Origin of the sequence: Blautia sp. BCRC 81119 (genome assembly GCF_003184505.1) — a bacterium.
Lineage (GTDB): Bacteria > Bacillota > Clostridia > Lachnospirales > Lachnospiraceae > Blautia_A > Blautia_A fusiformis.
On record NZ_QJHD01000012.1, the window covers coordinates 50,697 to 70,109 of the forward strand.

The following is a 19,413-nucleotide window of genomic DNA, read 5'->3' on the forward strand; positions in this document are numbered from 1 at the left end:
ACTGTCTGAAGGGGGAAGAGGAATGCTGCTGTCACACAGAACATCTGTAAAAATCCGGCCGGAATATTCCAATATCATAGGGCATATGTGTTATGCAGCATCCAAACTCTGGAATATCTGTAACTACGAACGTCACCATTATAAAGAACTGGGACTGGAAAAGTATCCTGACTGGTATTACCAGAAAAAAGCACATAAAGGAAATCTGTGGTATAAACAGCTTCCGTCACAGACAGCACAGGAGACCTGCAAGCAGCTGGACAAAGCATGGAGATCCTTTTATGTCCTTAAAAAGACCGGAGGGATCAAAGATCCAAATCCACCTCATTTTAAACAGGGAAATATACCGGTCACATACATGCAGATGGGGCTCCGGCATGAGAAAGGTTCGGACCAGCTGCGGCTGTCTCTGCCAAAGGATCTGAAAAGCTACATGGAAGAAACATATGGGATCCATGAAAAATTTCTATATCTTGAAAATAAGATTTTCAGGGACATGGATCATATAAAACAGCTGCGGATTTATCCACCGGAAAACGGAAAATGCGACCTTATTGTTATCTATGAGATTGAAGAACCAGAGCAGCTCTCTCAGAATGAACATTATTTATCTGTTGATCTGGGACTTCATAATCTGATGACCTGTTATGATTCCGAAAATGGCAGGACTTTTATCCTTGGAAGAAAATATCTTTCATTGGAAAGGTATTTTAATAAAGAAATCGCCAGAGTGCAGTCAGTATGGTATGCGCAGCAATCGGAAAGAGGAATAAAATATCCAAAATCATCGAAACATATCCGGAGATTTTACAGGAAAAAGCAGAATGCAGTAAAGGATTATCTTCACAAAGTGACCAGATGGATTGCAGAATACTGCAGAAAAGAAGATATCCGCTGTGTGGTTGTGGGAGACATGCGAAATATCCGCAAAGAAAAAGATATGGGGCATAAGACCAACCAGAAGCTTCACAGCCTGCCGTATAATAAGCTGTATATCATGCTGGAATATAAGCTGAAACTGTATGGGATTCCATTGATAAAACAAGAGGAAAGCTATACCAGCCAGTGCAGCCCATTATCACCGGAAGTATCAAAAAGATATGCAGAAGCATCAAACCGAAAAGAACGGGGCATGTATATAACTGATGGAGTAAGATACAATGCAGATGCAGTAGGAGCATTTAATATCCTGCGGAAATATCTTTCCGTATCCGGAAAGCAGAAAGAACTGTCCGTAACCGGACTAAAAAATCCAGAAATAATAAAAGTAGCTGCATAGCCGAAAGGCAAGCAGTATTGGTGTCATGGACGCACCCTGAAAAAAGGCAGTATCCCGCCAGATTTCAGATGCTCTGATAACTCAGTTGCCGAGTAGTTCACTATTGGTATCATTAAAAACGTTTGCCTTTTTTGTAGGCTGGGCTATATGTGTTTCAATTTTGCCTATACCAGATACAAAAAGTGCGGCAGTCTGGAGATTTTGGGCAGAATTGATTCCATTATTGTCAGTTATTGGTTTTACAATTATTTTCTGGTTAATAGATAAAAGAAACATACGATTATATCTGACTGGAAAACCTGTTTATAATATCGTACTTGGGTGTATCACAGGAGCTATTTGGTTAGGAGTATCTGTTGTGATATTATCTTTAACAGGGGTCATACATATTGATGGCAGAAACCAAATTTCTATGCTTTGGTTATGGTTATTTTCAGCTTTTATCAATAGCGTTATGCAGGAAGTGTTAGTTCGTGGTTACTTGTATCAGATGATAAAAAATAATTACAACATCGTTGTCGCTGTCCTTATATCTACCGGATTATTTACATTTGCACATGGTGGGGCTTTTGAGGCAGGAATACTTCCTGTACTAAACGTTATAACGATGAGTCTTTTCGTGACAGCAGTTTTGGAATATACGGAATCCTTAGTTGCTCCGATTGTAATCCATTTTTTATGGAATGGAGTTGGTGCAATTATTTTGGGTGGAGTATCATTAGCAGAAGATTATCCGCATTTGTTCAACATGGTAATTAGTGGAAATTCAATTTTGTCGGGTGGCAGCTGTAAAATTGAAGGTAGCATAGTTGTACTGTTTATGAACTTGATTTTAATGTTAGGATTCGTAATGGCAAAAAAGAAAAGAGACAAAAATCTATAATTTCAGTTTTATTGTACTTTTCTAATTCGAGACACACTGTGCCCTGAATTGAGCTGGTCACATTATCGTGCCCTGATGCGTATAAATGATGAGAAAGCAAGATCAAATGCAATGTAGACTTGGGATATAAAAAACTATACTATAGAAAAACGTTAGAGGTGGCAGCGGGAATGAAAAATAAAATTTTGGTGATAGAAGATGACCGTGCAATTTCAGAATTGCTGTGCATGAACCTGGAGGCAGCAGGGTATGAGACTGTGGCAGCGTATGATGGGGAAGAAGCCCAGAGGCTGCTCTTATGGCAGGAGGACGCGGACCTGGCAGTGGTGGATATCATGCTGCCGGGAAAAGACGGATTTGCACTGATGGAGGATTTCAAAAAGAAGGAGCTTCCGGTGCTCTACCTGACTGCAAAGGATGATGTGGCTTCCAAGGTAAAGGGGCTGAAACTGGGTGCAGAAGATTATATGGTAAAACCTTTTGAGATGCTGGAACTTCTGGTACGCATTGAGAAGGTGCTGGAGAGGACGGGACGGGCCAAGAAAGTCTTAACGGTCCGGAACATCCTGGTGGACATGCAAAGCCATCAGGTCTACAAAGACGGGCTTCCGGTAAGCCTAAAGCCAATGGAATATGACCTCTTTGTGCTGCTCCTGCAAAATAAGAACATTGCGCTTGGAAGGGAAGAACTGTTAAAACGGGTCTGGGGAGAAAACTACCTGGGAGAAAGCAGGACGGTGGATGTCCATATCGGACAGCTCAGAAAAAAGCTGGAACTTTATGATGAGATCAGGACGATCCCGAAACTTGGATACCGTCTGGAGGAATAAGGATGAAGCTGTGGAAACGAACGGTACTTCTTATGCTGGTAACGCTATTATGTGCCCTGATTCCAGTGGGAACGCTAAGTCTTTATATCACAGGAAAACGAAGCCTCAATAATGCTGCAGAGACCTACGGAAGACAGCTGGAAAATGGTAAGATACTCCTGGAACAATTTTGGGATAACAGCAAATATGAGCAGATGTCCGAGACTGGAAAGCAGGCTTATATGGGCTTTCAGTTCCAGCGATGCTGTGGGGAAGGCATGGCCCTGATCGACCGAAAAAGCAATGCCGTCATTGAAAACCTGACAGATTATAAAGTGGTGGGGCTCGAAAACTTAGGCTTTAAGGATGAAGGAGATCCGTATGCCTACAAGATACAGAAACTGGGACAGAAATACCTCCTTCTCCAGCTGGAACCATTATCCAGACCGGAAGGATACGAAGTCCTCTCTGTCCGGGAAGTCACAGGGCTTTTTGCAGAGCTGAGACAGACCGCTGTCTGGTTTTTTGGAATTTATCTGGCTGTGTTCCTGATCGCCGGCCTTTTTATTTATATGATGATGCGAAGAACTGTGGAACAGATGGAGAAGCTACAGGAAGTGGCAGAGAAACAGGAGCTGCTCATGGGGGCACTTTCCCATGAAATGCGTACCCCGTTAACGTCCATTATCGGGTATTCGGATACCCTGCGCCATGTAAAGCTGAAAGACGAACAGAAAGACCGGGCACTGGAACATATCAACCGGGAGGGAAAACGCCTGGAGGCTCTTTCTGGGAAGATGCTGCAGATGCTGGGGCTTTATCAGAACCATGCCATACAGATGGAAATGACCATGGCAGGTGACCTTTTAAACCATGTCATAGACATGGAAAAAGAACAGGCAGAAAAGAAAGCGGTACACCTCAAGATGGAATGTGAAGCCTTTTCCATGAAAATGGATCCGGCCTTGATGGAAAGCCTTCTGATAAACCTGATCGACAATGCCCTAAAGGCTACGGATGCCGGTGGAAGCATTTGGGTAAAGGCTTATGAGAAAGCTGGAAAAAAGATCTTTGAGGTGTCGGATACCGGAATGGGGATCCCGGAGGAAGAACTGGGAAAGATCACAGATGCATTCTATATGGTGGACAAATCACGAAGTCGAAAAGAAGGCGGATCCGGACTTGGGCTGGCACTCTGTGTGAAGGTGGCTGAAATCCATGGCGGATGCTTGAAAATCGAAAGCAGACAGAGAGAGGGGACCACGGTAAGAGCCATCTTCTGATTTACAATTTGTTTACATCTTAATGAATACATCGGCAAAGCAATATGGTACTCTTTTCTCATAAGAAAAGGGTACCTTTTTTAATACCGAAAGGAAAGGATGGAAAAAGGATGAAGAAAATAAAAATGTTTATGGGAGCCGTTCTGTGTATGAATCTTTTGACATTATCCGGATGTGACCGTATTGTCCAGTCTGCTGTTGTGGAAGAAAAGGATCAGACAGAACAGAAAAAAGAAGAGAAAAAGGAGACAGTTCAGAAAACCGTTGCCGAACAGGTACAGGCACCGGAAATATACCAGACAACGATCCAGGCAGATCTAAGATCAGCGGACCGGGAGGATAAAGAAACCCCAATGAATTTTACCCTGACAGCGGATGCACCGGTAAAAGTGCCGGATGTAGATGCAATCTGTTTAAAAAAAGTAAAAAGATTGGCGATTCCTGAAGAAGAACAGAATAAAATAAAAGACACATTCGGAAAAGGACAGCCCATGCAGGAAGAGAAGAATGAGAACGAACAGGCGGGGACATATACAGTAGATGGACTGACCTATCGGTATTCTTATACACAGAGTGAACAGGTATCGGATGTGGAGGAACTCGGATGTGGGATAGCGAAGTTTATCTTTGACGATTGTGGAGACATGACCCTGGAATCGAGCGAGAAAAAAGAAAGGGAAGAACGCTTTCAAAATTATATAAAGGCAGGAAGCGGGAAAGTGTCTGAAAAGGAAGCAAAGGAGAAGGTTTCAGGTCTTGTGTCCGGAGACTGGGAGATATTTGAAAGTTCCTCAAAAGCACTTACTGAAGGAAGCACTACCCTGGAAAAAGATGATTTCATTTTTGAACGGATGATAGACGGGGTTCCGGTTAATTATGTGAGGGAAACCTCTCTGCCTGTTAATGAACAGGCTCTTGAATGGGAAAACGAAGATGGAACCCTTCATGAAGGACAGTCTGAAGGATGGGAAAATGAAGTACTGACGATGGACTTTTGCAGTGGGACACTTCAGAGTTTTCTGCACCGAAATCCCATAGAAGCATCGAATGCTTCCGATGAGAGGCTGTTCTTACTTCCTTTTGATGAGGTCAAGGATATCTTTGAAAAAACGATCACTTTGCAGGTCATGACAGAAGACAAGAATCGGCTGATCTCTGTCGATGGAGGAAGCCACTACCGTTATCCGTCCATTGATGCACAGAGTGCGGAGATAGCCATAACAAAGGTACAGCTGGGTTATATGTGCATGCCAGACAGTGAAGGCAGCGATACCGAAGCAGTCCTGATCCCGGTGTGGGATTTTTATGGAACCTGGACATCCAAAGAGCCAGAGTATGAGTACGGAAATGGGGAGGATGGACCGGTCATGGGAGACGTGACGATGGATGATGCAGGTGTTCCACTCCTTACGATTGATGCACGGGATGGAAGCGTAATACAAAGGATTCAGGCTGGATGGGCGGCTTCTATGGGTTCCAAGGATATAAAATAGAGTGTCAATTTCAATTTCTAATCAATGATGACAGAAAGACCTGGAATTTCAGGTCTTTCTGCTTTACAGGAAAAAGAAAAATACGTTATACTTTTCCTATAGAAAAAGGTTGGAGGAATATGTATGGCAGAAAAAATGGCAGAGCGGATCGCAGAGATTTTAAAAGGACCTAATTTTCAAACGGCAGAGAAAGCACTGACAGATTTCTGCGGAACGATGGATGGGGAATTCAGGAATCTTCTGGTGGATATTATTGTGGAACGATGGATTGATACGCCTAAAGACGTACCGTTTTCCTATGCCCGCAGCATTTGGAATCGGAAAGATATAAATAGAGAAGAGTATCAGGCATTGCTGGAGGAAATCCGAAGCTATCCCATCGCACCGATCAACAAGGCAAAGATATCGGATTTTTTATGGGTTGTGGAAAATGATTTTTCAAATGCTAAAATAGCAGAAACGGCTTATTGCGAACACTTGAAGAACACCGGTGCATTTGCAGATCATATCATGGCTATAAACCGGATCTTGTTTATCTCTAAAAAAATCCGAAGCAAGGAAATCAATGAAGAGGTGCGAAAGAATCTGCTGATAAAAGTATTAGAAGAGTATGATAACAGCAGCCACGCAAAAATTGGATATTTGATAAAAACTGCCATGGAGGAAAAAGTGGATACAGGATATCTGATCCCTTATGTGGAAAATATCTTGAAAACTTACGATGATAATAGCTGCGATGCACTGCTCATTGGTAAGTTTTGTGATCTGTTGGAAGAACTCTATTGCAGAAAAAATAACTGGCTGAAGAAAAAGTGTATTACTGAACCTAAACTGATTGCGATACGAAGACGTAAGATTCAGGCTGTCCGGATGGAGGCTGAATATGCCGGGGCCTCTTCCAAAGGAAATTTAATGAGAAAGATTCACAATTTGAAAGAGGTTATTCAGTTGTTAAAGACCATACAAGGTACGGAAGAAGAAAGAAAGGCACTGTTGCAGGAAATAGCACAGATAGAAGAAGCTTCCCTTTCGGAGATGATGGTATGGAGTGATAAACAGGATGCCAGCGGCATTGTAAAAGAACTGTTCCGCCAACTGGAAGATCTTGATAAAGAAGAGGCATTATGTTATTTTGCTTCATTTATTCCGATTCCGGAAAGAGAAAGGGTAAAGAATCAGGTATTAAATAGGACTGGGATCCTGCACACGATATTTCCAGCGGCAATCCTTGGAAAAGGAGGAAAATTAATTGCTAAAAGCGGGCCTGTGAAAAAGCCCGATGGAACAATCGATGAAGGTGCGCTTAAGGATAATATGGAGCGGACAGCAACCATGGAGATGGATTATTTTGCACAGATCCTGGTGAGCAATACGTTTGAATATATTCGTTCCAAATTTTTGATCGAAGAGAGTGATATAAAAAAGATTGTAGATGTAAGTTGTGCGATTCCGGAGGGGAGAAAAGAATCGTATACCAAGGGTCTCATGTTTGGCTTTTCTGGAGATTTCTTGACGGCGCTCAGTATCCTGATTCCACAGATAGAAAATGCAGTAAGATATCTGGCAGTGGAATGTGGAGAACCTGTTTATAACATGAATGAAGAAGGGATTGAAGAAATAAAATCAATGCACGCTGTCTTAGAATTGGAAGGAGTAAAAGAAAGTCTGGATGAAGACCTTATATTTGCTTTAAATACGATTTTTTGTTCAAAATTTGGATTTAACATGCGCAACAATGTGGCACATGGAATGCTGGATGATCAGGCATTCCAGAGCTTTAAGGCTTTGTATATCTGGTGGTTTGCACTGAAATTTTGCTATCTATTCTGCGGAAAATTACAGGAAGAGAATAGAAGTAAAATAAATAAAAAGCTGAAACAGCTGATGGAGAAGAAAGATAATATGGATGAGAATTAATATAAAATGGTTGGACGGATGGTATGGTTTCCTTAAAAAGTGTTCGGAAGTACCTGGCAAACATAGCGTTTGGATATCAAAACGCACTTTGGGGACGGCCTCAACCCCCGGAATGTGTAGCACTGAGAGTAAATCTATAAATATAATATGAATTATAAAAACACTCCAACTTATTAGTAGTCAGAGTGTTTTTCAGTTCAAATATCCTTGCAGATAACAATATCATCAGAAAAAGTGTATAATTACAAGGAAAGAATTGATGAAAAAATTTATCTATGCAGAAAAATGTTGATGGATTGAGAGGTGATAAGTGTGAGAATTGATAAGATTTGTAAAACGTGTGGATTTGACTCCAATGGTGTGTGTGGCATGTATACCACATGCAAGGAAGGCGAAGAGTGCGATGACTGGGAAGCTTCTTTGGAGTATTATACCGAGATTACGAAAAAAGCACCTTGGTATATTAAGAAACCTTATGATCAATGTAAAATAAGTTATGAAAAATTTCTGGATCTTTTACAACAGGATGAACAGGGAGTCGGTGTAGAAATAAATATTTATGATGCGATTGAAAAAGTATATGAATTAAATTCGGTAGAACTAGCAGGGGTGTTAGATGTGTCTATGGGAGTGTTGGGATATGCCAGCACTCAAAGAACGATACCAAAGAGAAAAAGACAATTTTCAAGCAGGCTACATATTCCGGAAAGCTTCTTTGATGAGTTTTTATCTACACAGCTGGATGCATTAAAGAAATGTAGAGAAGAATTTCGTGATTGTTATGGGGACGAGCTGATAGAAAAATTTAAGCAAAATGGTTATGCTGCAATGGAAGCAAAGATAGAAAAACAAAATGCAGTCGATAAAATAAAAAATGAAAAGTATAGGGAAGAAAACCAGAACAGATATCAGTATAAGGAGAAGACAAAAATGTACCATGATCTATCTGATGATTACAAATCCAGGGACTATGTGATTGCGATAACCTTAAAATAAGGCGATTATTATGGAAATATATTCTATGAATACAGCTCTGGAGGATATGGCTTGTCTGTGGACATAATGGAAGATATTTTGCAATTTATTGAAAATCTGGATTGTGAAGAAATCAATGAGTTAAACGAGGAAGGTCTCTTAAATAATAATATAGCCTTGCAAGCAGACATAAATGGCAAGGATATTCATTTTGAACTGAGAAATGATGCAGGGGAAAAGCTCGAAAAGACAATCCCGGAAGATGAATTGCAAAAATACATTGTTGGTTATGAAATGATCCGGTGCGATGGACGTGGAATGAAAAAGGAACGCAGAAAATGTGGTTCCTGCGAAAATTTTACACCGATAGAAGGCTGTGCAAAAGGAAACTGTTCTGTTAGAGGTGATATCATTCAGAGAAGCAGAATTATATGTTCCCATGATTATGTGTTGAAAGCAGATAAAGTATTATGTTAAAATCGTCTCGTACTATCAATGGAAAAGATGATTGTATAGATTTACTATAGAAATTAGAATATATAAATTGTAAGGATATATTGTGTGATATTGCACTTTATATGATAAAAACAAGATAAAAACGCAATGCATATTTTTAAGATATGCTAGAGCTGGTAGGTAGCCCAGCCGTCCTATGTAAATAGGGTAAGTAACCTGCCCCTCCGGGTTGTCCATTCTTTGTTCAATTCATTTTAGGAGGGATTTTTATGGACAAAACAAATGGAAAACTGACGGTATATTTTGAAGAACCATTTTGGGTAGGCGTATTCGAGCGTATTGAGGATGGTAAATTATCTGTAGCGAAGGTAATATTTGGTGCAGAACCAAAAGATTACGAAGTGCAGGAATATATTCAACAATACTATTTCAGTTTGAAATTCAGTCCGGCTGTTGAAACTGTTGTAAAGGATATAAAAAGAAATCCGAAACGGATGCATCGAGAAGTAAAAAAGCAGACAATAGGGACAGGTATTGGCACAAAATCGCAGCAAGCATTGAAGTTACAGCAGGAACATAACAAACAGGAGCGTAAAGAGAGAAATCGCAAGAAAAAAGAGGCGAAAGAACAGCGAATGTTTGAATTGAAACAGCAAAAGAAAAGAGAAAAGCATAAGGGGCATTAAAAGCCTCTTGGGCTTTAACTCAAATCGGGATTGACCGAGCGCATTGGGCGAGAGATACTTCTTGTTTGAATGGCAAGAAGATGGAATTGAGAGTTTAGAAAATTGGAATTCAAGGAGCATATAGATGAAATTAGCAGATTTAGCAACAGGTTCTGATTGGATAGTGTGGATTGTCTTTGTAATATTTGCTGCACTTTCTATAACTTTACTTTCTGGACACGGAAGCTGGTTTATTTCTGGATATAATACAGCTACAAAAGAAGAAAAGGAAAAATATGATGAAAAGAAGTTATGCAGAACAATGGGAATTGGAATGTCTATTATAGCAATTCTTGCATTAATTATGGGCGTGCTTGAAAATATTTTGCCTGCATTTTTTGTATATATTGCATTGGGAATTATTTTGATTGATGTCGCGGTAATTATCATTTTGGGAAACACGCTATGCAGAAAGTAATAACTTCCAGTTAGTTGAGATGTTGCAAAATTTGGAATCAGGAGAGAATAAGAATGATTAACAATTTGATGTATATTGAATTAAAAACGGGATATTCTGATGATGGTCCGGCATGGATTGGATATGTCAAAACTTCAAAAAGTAAGAAAACAATCTATTTTAATGACCATGCCTTTCAGAAAAATATCGGTAACTATGCAAATTATATAGATATTGAGAATGGTGATAAATATTGGATTTCCGGACTGAAAAAGGAAGAGAGCAATCGTCATTGGGCAGGACATGGAAAGATTATGGTTGATCGTAGAGCTGTTAATGAATACCTTTCCCTGATTGGTGAAAAGGAATTGCCATTAAATCTGTTTGAAGTAGTTGATATTGAAGATAGATTTCCGGTTAAAAGAGTAAAAGAATTATTGAATGAGAAGAAATAACAATGCCAGCAGTCTTGCAATATTGAGTTTAAAAAAATTGTGACATTCTCACATATGACCGAGCGCATTGGGCGAGAGATACTTCTTGTTTGAATGTTGGAATGATTATAGGTATTTGTTTTCGGTATGAAAATACCGTTTATTTATTCCAGACATAAGATGTCCGGTTGAAAATTAACGGATTCTCGTTTTATGTCGTGGTAATTTTGGTGCATATTGGTAAGCTGTAAGTGGAAGAGAGGTAGAGATATGGATACAAAAAAGATTGGAGCTTTTTTAAAGCAATGTCGTAAAGAAAAGAATCTTACGCAAGAACAGCTTGCCGAGAAGTTTGGGGTATCTGCAAGAACAGTTTCCAGATGGGAAACAGGAATAAATATGCCAGATCTCAGTGTACTTGTTCAACTTGCTGAATATTACGATGTTGAGATGAGAGAGCTCCTGGATGGAGAAAGGAGCCAGACTATGAATAAAGATATGAAAGAAACACTGGACAAAGTTGCGGTGTATGAAGAATGGGTGAAACAAAAAGCATTAAAGGCTGGAAATCTTGCATTTGCATCAATGTTTGTGATTGGTGTGTTAGCGATTATTATTCAGATGCTATTAATGGTGGATACTCGTTTGGTTTTGGGAGAGATAGTAACTGTCTTAGTAGGAGGAATCCTATATGTAGCTATTATGGTGTATAATGGAATATGGGATAAATGCCTGCCAAAAAGTGCTGCTATATGGCGAAATTTTCTCACCAGTGTAATATGTGCAGGAATTTTTACAGTCATCTATGGTATATGTTTATTTAGAATGGGAGCTACAGAAACACAGATAACACGATTGGCATTGGGATTTCTGATAGGTATTACTATTGTGTCATTTATTATTCTTAGGACCTTAGCATTTATTAATCGAAAAAGAAATCAGAATTCACCAAATGTTCAGGAGAGAAAAGAAACTTCCCAATCTAAGACAGAATGGACAAAGATTTATAATGCACAGAATATAGTAGAGACAGAACAGCTCGTAGAAATGTTAAAGCAAAGTGGAATAGAAGCTTTTTCCCAGGAAGCAGGTGCGAATGTTGCAATGCATGGAGCACCTGGATTTGGAATATATGGTGTGGATATATTCGTGAAAACCGATGATGCAAAGAAGGCAGTACAGCTGATCAAGGAGATTAATAACCAAGAGAATGAAGAAATTTTTTGACATTGTCACATATGCGTGCTAATATGATTATAGAAAAAGTGTGCTGCCGATAGACGGTTAGTCCACATACTTAATTGATTGAAAATAACCGTTCAGTTTTGCTGGGGCGGTTATTTTTGTGTCTTGTTATTAACTTTGCCGAATACCTTTGAGTAACGAGGGAGTGAGATATATGGAGCAATTATTGATTGTTGAAGATGATATTGGTTTGAATCAAGGTTTATGCAAAGCACTGAAAGTAGATGATCGGAAGATTATTTCCTGCCAAGACCTGAAAACGGCGAAGGAGCAGCTGCTTTGCGGCGGTGTATCCCTGATCCTGTTGGATATCAATCTACCGGATGGCAGTGGGCTTGAGCTGCTCCGGGAGGTCAAGGAAAACACACCCGGGATTCCTGTTATTCTGCTGACTGCCAATGATACCGATCTGGACATCGTGGACGGACTGGAGAGGGGCGCTGATGATTACATTACCAAGCCCTTTTCTCTTTCGGTTTTGCGGGCAAGAGTGAATACCCAACTGCGAAAGCAAGCGTCAAGCCATAAAAATGCACCGATCCATATTGATCTATTTCACTTTGACTTTGAAGCAATGACCTTTTATGTGGGAGATTCAAAAGTGGAATTAAGTAAAACAGAGCAAAAATTACTGCGTCTGCTTGTTGAAAACCGTGGTCAGACCATGACGCGTGGAAACCTTATAGACAGGATCTGGACAGATGGTGCAGAATATGTGGATGAAAATGCTTTGTCTGTTACGATCAAACGTTTGAGGGATAAGCTTGGGGCACAGAAATACATTAAAACCATCTATGGAATCGGTTATAGCTGGGTGACAAAAGATGAATAAAAGCGGCATCGTGATCATACTGCTGTGTTCTCTGGCGGCGGTAGCTGTTGTATTATGGGAGCGGAGAAAGGTCAGAAAAACGATGGAAGAAATCGAAAGAATGCTGGACGCCGCCATGACCGGCTCCTTTTCTGAAACCAATTTTGATGAAAGCCAACTGTCTGCTTTGGAAACAAAGTTTGCACACTATCTTTCTGCCGCAGAAGCATCTTCTCAAAATATGGCACAGGAAAAAGACAAAATCAAATCCTTGATTGCGGACATTTCCCACCAGACGAAAACGCCGATTGCAAACCTGCTGTTATACAGCGAGCTTTTGATGGAGGAAACTCTGTCTGCATCGGCAAAGGAAAATGTGGAGGCACTGTACAAACAATCGGAAAAGCTACGATTTCTGATTGATTCTCTCGTAAAACTTTCCAGACTGGAAAATGGGATCATTTCACTTTCCCCTCAGCAAGCATCACTTCAGCCGCTGCTTGAAAGCGTAGTAGAACAATATGCCTCCAAGGCTTCTGGAAAAGGATTATCCATATATCTGTACGATACAGATATTTCCGCTACATTTGACTTCAAATGGACAGCGGAAGCACTGGCTAATATCGTAGACAACGCCATCAAATATACGGAGCATGGAACAATCACGATTTCTACCGTAAGTTACGAAATGTTTACAAGGATCGATATATCGGATACCGGTTCAGGTATCCCGGAAAACGAGCAGGCAAAGATATTTTCCCGTTTTTATCGTTCAAATGCTGTTCAGGAACAAGAAGGGGTTGGCATCGGCTTATACCTTGCCCGACAGATCATATCCGGCGAGGGCGGCTATATCAAAGTCGCCTCTGTCCCCGGCAAAGGAAGCACGTTTTCCGTGTTTCTGCCGAAATAGCATCCATTCTTTCAAAATTGTTAGATTTCATTTTCCGCCGGAAAGAATGTGGAAAGAATCCTATGCGATAATCTGTATGTATCAAAGGATCGTTTCCTTTCATACATACAGATTTTTTCATGGAGGTACTCATTTATGGAGGTTTTACAGGCAAAAGACCTGAAAAAGATTTATGGCTCCGGCAATAACGCCGTTCATGCGTTGGATGGAGTTGATTTAAGTGTAAAAAAGGGCGAATTTGTTGCAATTGTCGGCACATCCGGATCCGGCAAATCCACGCTGCTGCATATGCTGGGCGGTCTGGATCGCCCTACAAGCGGCACGGTCATGGTGGACGGACAGGATATTTTCTCCCTGAAGGAGGAAGCTCTGACTATTTTCCGCCGCAGAAAAATCGGTTTTGTATTTCAGAGCTACAATCTTGTTCCGGTGCTGAATGTATATGAAAACATCATTCTACCCATTGAACTGGATGGTGGAAAGGTAAATAAATCTTTTGTGAAGCAGATCGTGCAGACGCTTGGACTGAACGACCGTCTGGATGCACTGCCCAATCAGCTCTCAGGTGGTCAACAGCAGCGGGTAGCCATTGCCCGTGCACTGGCAGCAGCACCCGCTATCATTCTGGCAGATGAACCGACCGGCAATCTGGATTCCAAGACCAGCCAGGATGTATTGAGCCTTATGAAAGTCACCAGTCAAAAGTTCGCCCAGACCATCGTGATGATCACCCACAACGAAGAGATTGCCCAACTATCTGACCGGATCATCCGCATAGAAGATGGCCGCATTGTCACGGGCCGATGAGGAGGTGACCGTGATGAAGGTAAGAAATCAAAAATGTATTCGAAAGCTCAGCTTAAAATCTCTTTATGCGAACCGCCGCCGCAATCTGATCGCTATTTTTGCCATTGCGCTGACAACGCTGCTATTTACGTCCATGTTCACCATTGTCTTGTCGTTGAACGCCAGTTATGAAACCTACCAGTTTCGGCAGGTAGGCGGCTATGCACACGGTACCTTTAAAGATGTTTCCCCCGAGCAGGCGGAACGTATCGCTGCCCACCCAAAGGTGAAGGCTGCTGGGGCACGGAAGGTGATCGGCATCACAGTGGATGGTGTCTTTTCCAAAACCCCTGCAGAGATCAGCTACATGGATGCCAACTGCACCAAATGGAGCTATGCCACCCCCACTACCGGGCGGATGCCCGAAAGCGGCAAAGAGGCGGCCATGGATACGGCAGCATTGCAGCTACTTGGCGTAACGCCGGAGCTGGGCGCAGAGGTCACGGTTTCCTATTCCATCACGGACAAGGATCAAACTGCCTTTACTGTAACAGATACCTTTACGCTGGTGGGCTATTGGGACTATGATGAACTAATGCCTGTTCACTACATCAACATCAGCCGTGATTACGCAGATGACATCGAAGCGCAGGCAGTGAAAACAGGGTTACAGCCCTTCCGCACCGATTTGAATGTCATGCTGGCTTCCGGCACAAACATTCAAGGGCAGATGGAGCAGGTGGATACCGATCTTGGCTACACATGGGACAGCTATACCGATCCCAACAGCGTCCGAATCGGCGTCAATTGGGGATATACCTCATCCCAGCTGGAGTCGCAGCTCGATCCAGAGCTGATGGTCGCCATAGCAGCTTTTTTGCTACTGGTGATTTTCACCGGGTATCTTATCATCTATAACATTTTCCAGATCTCTGTTGCGGGGGATATCCGGTTTTACGGACTTTTGAAAACCATTGGCACAACGCCCCGGCAGCTCAAACGCATCATTCGCCAGCAGGCACTTCTGCTTTGTCTGATCGGCATTCCGGCAGGACTGTTGCTGGGCTACGGCATCGGCGCTGTTCTGGTACCTGTTGTCTTGCGCTCCACCCAGTTGGATGCAGGCATCACTACCATCAGCACTTCGCCTGTGATCTTCCTTGGTTCCATGCTGTTTGCCCTGTTGACGGTGCTCTTGTCCTGTTCCAAGCCCGGAAAAATGGCAGCCAGGGTCTCTCCGGTGGAGGCTGCCAAATATACGGATGTGATGCAGACTAAGAAAAAACAGCGCAGCACCCGGGGAGCCAAGCTCCATCAGATGGCCTTTGCCAATCTGGGACGAAACAAGAAAAAGACGGTGCTGGTGGTGTTGTCTCTGGCACTGTCGGTGACACTGTTCAATGCGCTGTGTGCCTTTGTGGGAGGCTTCAGCATGGAGAAGTATGTATCCTCCATGACCTGTGCCGATTTTATCGTCAGCACTCCCGACTATTTCCGTTACAACCCGGCAGATGAATTCATCACGCCAGAACAGATCGAGGAGATCGCAGCAAACACAAAGGCCAGTCTTTCCGGCACGGGATATGCTGTGCGAAAAACCGCATACCTGTGGATGACGGAAGATGCTCTGCGGCAGGACTATGCAAGGTACGAAAGCGCCGAGCAGTTGGACAGCCATATGAGCCGTCTGGAGCACCGGGGCAATATGGTGATGGGAGATACCAGAATCGAGGCTCTGGATAACAGCCTGTTTGACAAGCTGCAAGTGTTCGACGGAGATATTTCTCCCATGTTGGAACCGGACAATAACGCCATTGCCATTGCGGTTTCTTTGGATGATTACGGCAATCTGCCCAATCCTGAATACTACCCCAAGGTGGGAGATACGATCACGGCTACCTATGCGGATGATGTGAAATATATCGACAGCCGCACAGGGGAACTGTGCAACGAAGACACACCGGAGGAATACCTTCAGGCAAAATTGTATGGGGCCAGAGATGTAGAGTACACGGTCTGCGCCTTGGTAGAACTTCCGTACTCCATGGGTTATCGTTATGGTGGTATTGGATATAACGCAGTTTTGCCTGTGGACACCGCACAGAGGGACAGCGGTGGTGCGGTCGTTCCGATGCTCTACCTGTTCGACACAGCGGACGACGCTGACGAGACCGAAGCAGAGCAATATCTATCGAAGCTTACTGCCGGTGAGTTTTCGCCCTTGATGTATGAAAGCAAAGCCACGGTTCGCTCTGAGTTTGCTCAGTTCCGGCAGATGTTCCTTCTGATAGGCGGTATCCTCTGTGCTATCATTGGGCTGGTGGGACTCTTAAATTTCTTCAACGCCATGATGACCGGTATTCTTTCCCGCCGCCGTGAATTTGCTGTGCTTCAGGCTGTAGGAATGACGCCCCGACAGCTCAAAACCATGTTGATCTACGAGGGGTTGTTTTACGCAATGTCTTCCGTAGTGCTGGCCTTTGTGCTTTCACTGGCGGTGGGACCTCTTGCGGGGAAAATGCTGGGCAGTATGTTCTGGTTCTTTGAGTATCGGTTCACCGTTCTGCCTGTCCTGCTGACAATTCCGGTATTTCTTCTGCTTGGGTGGCTGATTCCCTGCATGATGTATAATAACGCAGCGAAATGCAGCATTGTAGATCAGTTAAGGGATGCTCAATAATTGTTAAGCCAAAATTAGCCCTCTGTCAATGAAAAGGCTGAGGGCTGGAATTCAAATAATAATCAAAGTGACCATTACACTGGCCAGCGGCAAAAAACAGGTCATTTCCATTACTGTGCAGAAAACAACGGTAAGGACAACAAAGATCACCGGACTGAAATCAAGCGTGACCGTTGCAAGGAATAAAAAAACTTACGTCGAAACCGGTCATCAGCCCGATCACTTCCCAGGAGAAGGTTACCTACAGTTCTTCAAATAAGAAGATCGCAACGGTAAGTTCCAGTGGTGTGATCACTGGAAAGAAAAAGAGAACAGCCTATATCACAGTGAAATCTGGAAAGATCCGCAAAAAAGTAAAAGTAGTAGTTAAATAAAAATGATTTAAGCAGGAGCTGCCTTTCATGAATACACATGGAATGGCAGCTCCTTTTTTCATTTTTTGCATGTAGTTTTATTTGCAGAAGTAGATTACGATATTAATAGTTGACCAAGAGAGAAGAATGTTTAGATAATATGTTATAGTGATAATGGAAGCATGGTAACAAAAAAAATTATAAAAATAGAAAAAAAGTGCAACCAAACAGAAAAAAATACGTTCTATATAATAGAAAACATTAATATGGCACACTGCAAATAACCTATCTGCATAAAAACACTAATATACAGGGGAGAAATGTGATATGGAAGATATACATATTATAAATTTATTTTTAGAAAGATCAGAAGATGCAATTCGCCAGGTAGAAGTAAAGTACGAAAAATTTTGCTTTAAGATTGCATGGAATATTTTATATAACACAGAAGATTCAGAAGAATGCGTAAATGATACGTGGCTGATAACGTGGAATAAGATTCCGCCCAAAACGCCAACAAAATTATCTGCATTTCTTGGAAAAATAACCAGAAATTTGGCATTGGACAATTTCAGAAAGAAAAATGCTTCAAAAAGAGCAGATACACATATGATGGATATTTGTGGTGAAGTGGAAAAACTGGAAAATACAATAAAGGATTATGTGGAAGAGGATATAAAGAAAAAGGAAATTTTGAATATTTTAGAAAAATTTTTAAGTGATTTAAAAGCAGGAGACAGGGATATTTTTGTCAGGCGATATTGGTATATGGATAATATTAAAGACATTGCAAAAAGACATGGATGCTCTGAGACTAAAATTAAATCCAGTCTTTTTCGAAGCAGAAACAGATTATGGGAAGAGGTGAAAGAAATCATATGAAAAAAGAAAACAATTTTTTGGATCTGATGGGAGAAATAGATGAAAAATTTGTTTATGAAGCTTCCTTGCCATGGGAAAAGCGAAATGTTAATTTGAAATTAAAATTAGCAAAGATTGCAGCAGGAGTTGTAATAGCATTATTGATAGGAGGTTTGGGACATCCGCACGAGATAAATGCGGCCTGGGAACAGATTACTTCGTGGATTCAAACTGCATTGGGGATTAATGAAAATGTAGAATCATATATAGATAGTGTTGGAAAAACGATTACTAAAAATGGAATTTCTATTACATTAGATGAAATTGCTGCGGATAAGGAGAATTTATGGGTGGCAATATCTGATAATATAAATGCTTCAAAAGAAAAGGAGACTATTCTACTAACAGAAGTGGAGATAAATGGAAAAGCGGCACAGTTAGATGGAACATATGCTCTGGAGAAAAAGGAGAACGGAACAGATGGTCAGGTTTGTCATTATAGGGTGGAAGATACAACTATTAAAGATAATACAGCAGATATAAAAATGAAAGTATGGTTATTTGATCCAACAGAAATGGATACTGCAGATACAAAAGATACGGATGACTATATTTTTGAATTTTCATCAAATTGGGAAGAACTGGAGAAGAATACAATAAATGTAAATGTGAATAAAAAAATAAAGATATCTCCAAATCAAAATCTGACGATTTCAAAAATGAGCTTAAACGATTTGGCAAGTACAATTTATGGAAATTTGAATAATAAAGAATATGAAGATTATTATTTAATAGGAACCGACGATAAAGGAAATCAGGGGCTTTATAGAATGACAAATTATGGAGACACAGAGACTGTGTTTGAAGAAAGCAGAAATAATACAAAATATAAAGGAATTTCTCCAGATGCTAAAACGGTGACATTAGAATTATATGTAAATAAAGAAGAAAAAAACAGAACAACATATAAAAAATATGAAACAGGAACAGAAGATACTTACGGAGAAGGCGTAGGACGTGTTTATGAAAGTGATGAAGATCCTCTGGATTTATATAGCCTAGTGGAAGGAAAAATAGAAATTAAAATCAGATGACAAAAGAATAATTTAATCG

19 protein-coding genes are annotated in these 19,413 nt (G+C 41.3%); all 19 read left to right on the top strand.

The features are described from left to right. Positions 1-22: 22 nt before the first annotated feature. The 19 genes from DMI82_RS09035 to DMI82_RS09130 all read left to right on the top strand — a co-directional run bounded on the left by DMI82_RS09035 (position 23) and on the right by DMI82_RS09130 (position 19,394). Complete coding sequence (locus DMI82_RS09035; protein ID WP_015525011.1) at positions 23-1,279, top strand: RNA-guided endonuclease InsQ/TnpB family protein; 1,257 nt, start codon at positions 23-25, stop codon at positions 1,277-1,279. Between the two features lie 103 nt (positions 1,280-1,382). Continuing rightward, positions 1,383-2,162 (top strand): CPBP family intramembrane glutamic endopeptidase, encoded by a 780-nt coding sequence (locus DMI82_RS09040; protein ID WP_242981827.1) that lies wholly within the window; start codon positions 1,383-1,385, stop codon positions 2,160-2,162. 170 nt (positions 2,163-2,332) lie between these two features. Further along, positions 2,333-2,992 (top strand): response regulator transcription factor, encoded by a 660-nt coding sequence (locus tag DMI82_RS09050; RefSeq protein WP_015525013.1) that lies wholly within the window; start codon positions 2,333-2,335, stop codon positions 2,990-2,992. Positions 2,993-2,994: 2 nt separating this feature from the next. Next, positions 2,995-4,254: a sensor histidine kinase gene (locus DMI82_RS09055; RefSeq protein WP_015525014.1), complete on the top strand. Its 1,260-nt coding sequence runs from the start codon at positions 2,995-2,997 to the stop codon at positions 4,252-4,254. A 110-nt stretch (positions 4,255-4,364) separates the two neighbouring features. After that, entirely contained in the window at positions 4,365-5,747 is a 1,383-nt protein-coding gene (locus tag DMI82_RS09060) for a DUF6034 family protein (RefSeq protein WP_110103124.1), read from the top strand. Positions 5,748-5,870: 123 nt separating this feature from the next. After that, positions 5,871-7,664 (top strand): DUF4209 domain-containing protein, encoded by a 1,794-nt coding sequence (locus DMI82_RS09065; RefSeq protein WP_059085801.1) that lies wholly within the window; start codon positions 5,871-5,873, stop codon positions 7,662-7,664. A gap of 312 nt (positions 7,665-7,976) precedes the next feature. After that, positions 7,977-8,660 carry a hypothetical protein gene (locus DMI82_RS09070; RefSeq protein ID WP_110103125.1) on the top strand — a complete coding sequence of 228 codons (684 nt, stop codon included), beginning with the start codon at positions 7,977-7,979 and terminating at the stop codon, positions 8,658-8,660. A 51-nt stretch (positions 8,661-8,711) separates the two neighbouring features. Continuing rightward, positions 8,712-9,116, top strand: coding sequence for a hypothetical protein (locus DMI82_RS09075; protein ID WP_110103126.1), 405 nt, complete (start codon positions 8,712-8,714; stop codon positions 9,114-9,116). Positions 9,117-9,364: 248 nt separating this feature from the next. Further along, positions 9,365-9,781, top strand: a complete 417-nt coding sequence (locus DMI82_RS09080) for a YjdF family protein (protein ID WP_015525019.1) — start codon at positions 9,365-9,367, stop codon at positions 9,779-9,781. A gap of 124 nt (positions 9,782-9,905) precedes the next feature. Next, positions 9,906-10,238, top strand: a complete 333-nt coding sequence (locus tag DMI82_RS09085; protein WP_059085803.1) for a DUF3784 domain-containing protein — start codon at positions 9,906-9,908, stop codon at positions 10,236-10,238. Between the two features lie 53 nt (positions 10,239-10,291). Then, positions 10,292-10,672 carry a hypothetical protein gene (locus tag DMI82_RS09090; protein WP_059085804.1) on the top strand — a complete coding sequence of 127 codons (381 nt, stop codon included), beginning with the start codon at positions 10,292-10,294 and terminating at the stop codon, positions 10,670-10,672. Positions 10,673-10,921: 249 nt separating this feature from the next. Then, on the top strand, positions 10,922-11,878 hold the full coding sequence (locus DMI82_RS09095; protein ID WP_110103127.1) for a helix-turn-helix domain-containing protein: 957 nt from the start codon (positions 10,922-10,924) through the stop codon (positions 11,876-11,878). 172 nt (positions 11,879-12,050) lie between these two features. Further along, the gene (locus tag DMI82_RS09100; protein ID WP_110103128.1) at positions 12,051-12,728 is read left to right on the top strand and encodes a response regulator transcription factor; all 678 of its coding nucleotides are present in this window, start codon (positions 12,051-12,053) and stop codon (positions 12,726-12,728) included. Beyond that, positions 12,721-13,620, top strand: a complete 900-nt coding sequence (locus DMI82_RS09105; RefSeq protein WP_110103129.1) for a sensor histidine kinase — start codon at positions 12,721-12,723, stop codon at positions 13,618-13,620. The genes DMI82_RS09100 and DMI82_RS09105 overlap by 8 nt, the downstream gene beginning before the upstream one ends. Before the next feature lie 135 nt (positions 13,621-13,755). Continuing rightward, positions 13,756-14,427, top strand: coding sequence for an ABC transporter ATP-binding protein (locus tag DMI82_RS09110; protein WP_110103130.1), 672 nt, complete (start codon positions 13,756-13,758; stop codon positions 14,425-14,427). Positions 14,428-14,440: 13 nt separating this feature from the next. Next, entirely contained in the window at positions 14,441-17,086 is a 2,646-nt protein-coding gene (locus DMI82_RS09115) for an ABC transporter permease (RefSeq protein WP_110103131.1), read from the top strand. Between the two features lie 173 nt (positions 17,087-17,259). Continuing rightward, positions 17,260-17,460: an Ig-like domain-containing protein gene (locus DMI82_RS09120; protein ID WP_110103132.1), complete on the top strand. Its 201-nt coding sequence runs from the start codon at positions 17,260-17,262 to the stop codon at positions 17,458-17,460. A gap of 306 nt (positions 17,461-17,766) precedes the next feature. After that, positions 17,767-18,321: an RNA polymerase sigma factor gene (locus DMI82_RS09125; RefSeq protein ID WP_015525029.1), complete on the top strand. Its 555-nt coding sequence runs from the start codon at positions 17,767-17,769 to the stop codon at positions 18,319-18,321. Next, positions 18,294-19,394 (top strand): DUF4179 domain-containing protein, encoded by a 1,101-nt coding sequence (locus DMI82_RS09130; protein WP_110103133.1) that lies wholly within the window; start codon positions 18,294-18,296, stop codon positions 19,392-19,394. Before DMI82_RS09125 ends, DMI82_RS09130 begins: the two co-directional genes overlap by 28 nt. Positions 19,395-19,413: the final 19 nt, after the last annotated feature.

What these genes read in the sequence shown, in the direction of transcription:
- DMI82_RS09035 (WP_015525011.1), top strand. Translation starts at nt 23, where the DNA reads ATGCTGCTGTCACACAGAACATCTGTAAAAATCCGGCCGGAATATTCC.
- DMI82_RS09050 (WP_015525013.1), top strand. Translation starts at nt 2,333, where the DNA reads ATGAAAAATAAAATTTTGGTGATAGAAGATGACCGTGCAATTTCAGAA.
- DMI82_RS09055 (WP_015525014.1), top strand. Translation starts at nt 2,995, where the DNA reads ATGAAGCTGTGGAAACGAACGGTACTTCTTATGCTGGTAACGCTATTA.
- DMI82_RS09060 (WP_110103124.1), top strand. Translation starts at nt 4,365, where the DNA reads ATGAAGAAAATAAAAATGTTTATGGGAGCCGTTCTGTGTATGAATCTT.
- DMI82_RS09065 (WP_059085801.1), top strand. Translation starts at nt 5,871, where the DNA reads ATGGCAGAAAAAATGGCAGAGCGGATCGCAGAGATTTTAAAAGGACCT.
- DMI82_RS09080 (WP_015525019.1), top strand. Translation starts at nt 9,365, where the DNA reads ATGGACAAAACAAATGGAAAACTGACGGTATATTTTGAAGAACCATTT.
- DMI82_RS09085 (WP_059085803.1), top strand. Translation starts at nt 9,906, where the DNA reads ATGAAATTAGCAGATTTAGCAACAGGTTCTGATTGGATAGTGTGGATT.
- DMI82_RS09090 (WP_059085804.1), top strand. Translation starts at nt 10,292, where the DNA reads ATGATTAACAATTTGATGTATATTGAATTAAAAACGGGATATTCTGAT.
- DMI82_RS09095 (WP_110103127.1), top strand. Translation starts at nt 10,922, where the DNA reads ATGGATACAAAAAAGATTGGAGCTTTTTTAAAGCAATGTCGTAAAGAA.
- DMI82_RS09100 (WP_110103128.1), top strand. Translation starts at nt 12,051, where the DNA reads ATGGAGCAATTATTGATTGTTGAAGATGATATTGGTTTGAATCAAGGT.
- DMI82_RS09105 (WP_110103129.1), top strand. Translation starts at nt 12,721, where the DNA reads ATGAATAAAAGCGGCATCGTGATCATACTGCTGTGTTCTCTGGCGGCG.
- DMI82_RS09110 (WP_110103130.1), top strand. Translation starts at nt 13,756, where the DNA reads ATGGAGGTTTTACAGGCAAAAGACCTGAAAAAGATTTATGGCTCCGGC.
- DMI82_RS09115 (WP_110103131.1), top strand. Translation starts at nt 14,441, where the DNA reads ATGAAGGTAAGAAATCAAAAATGTATTCGAAAGCTCAGCTTAAAATCT.
- DMI82_RS09125 (WP_015525029.1), top strand. Translation starts at nt 17,767, where the DNA reads ATGGAAGATATACATATTATAAATTTATTTTTAGAAAGATCAGAAGAT.
- DMI82_RS09130 (WP_110103133.1), top strand. Translation starts at nt 18,294, where the DNA reads ATGGGAAGAGGTGAAAGAAATCATATGAAAAAAGAAAACAATTTTTTG.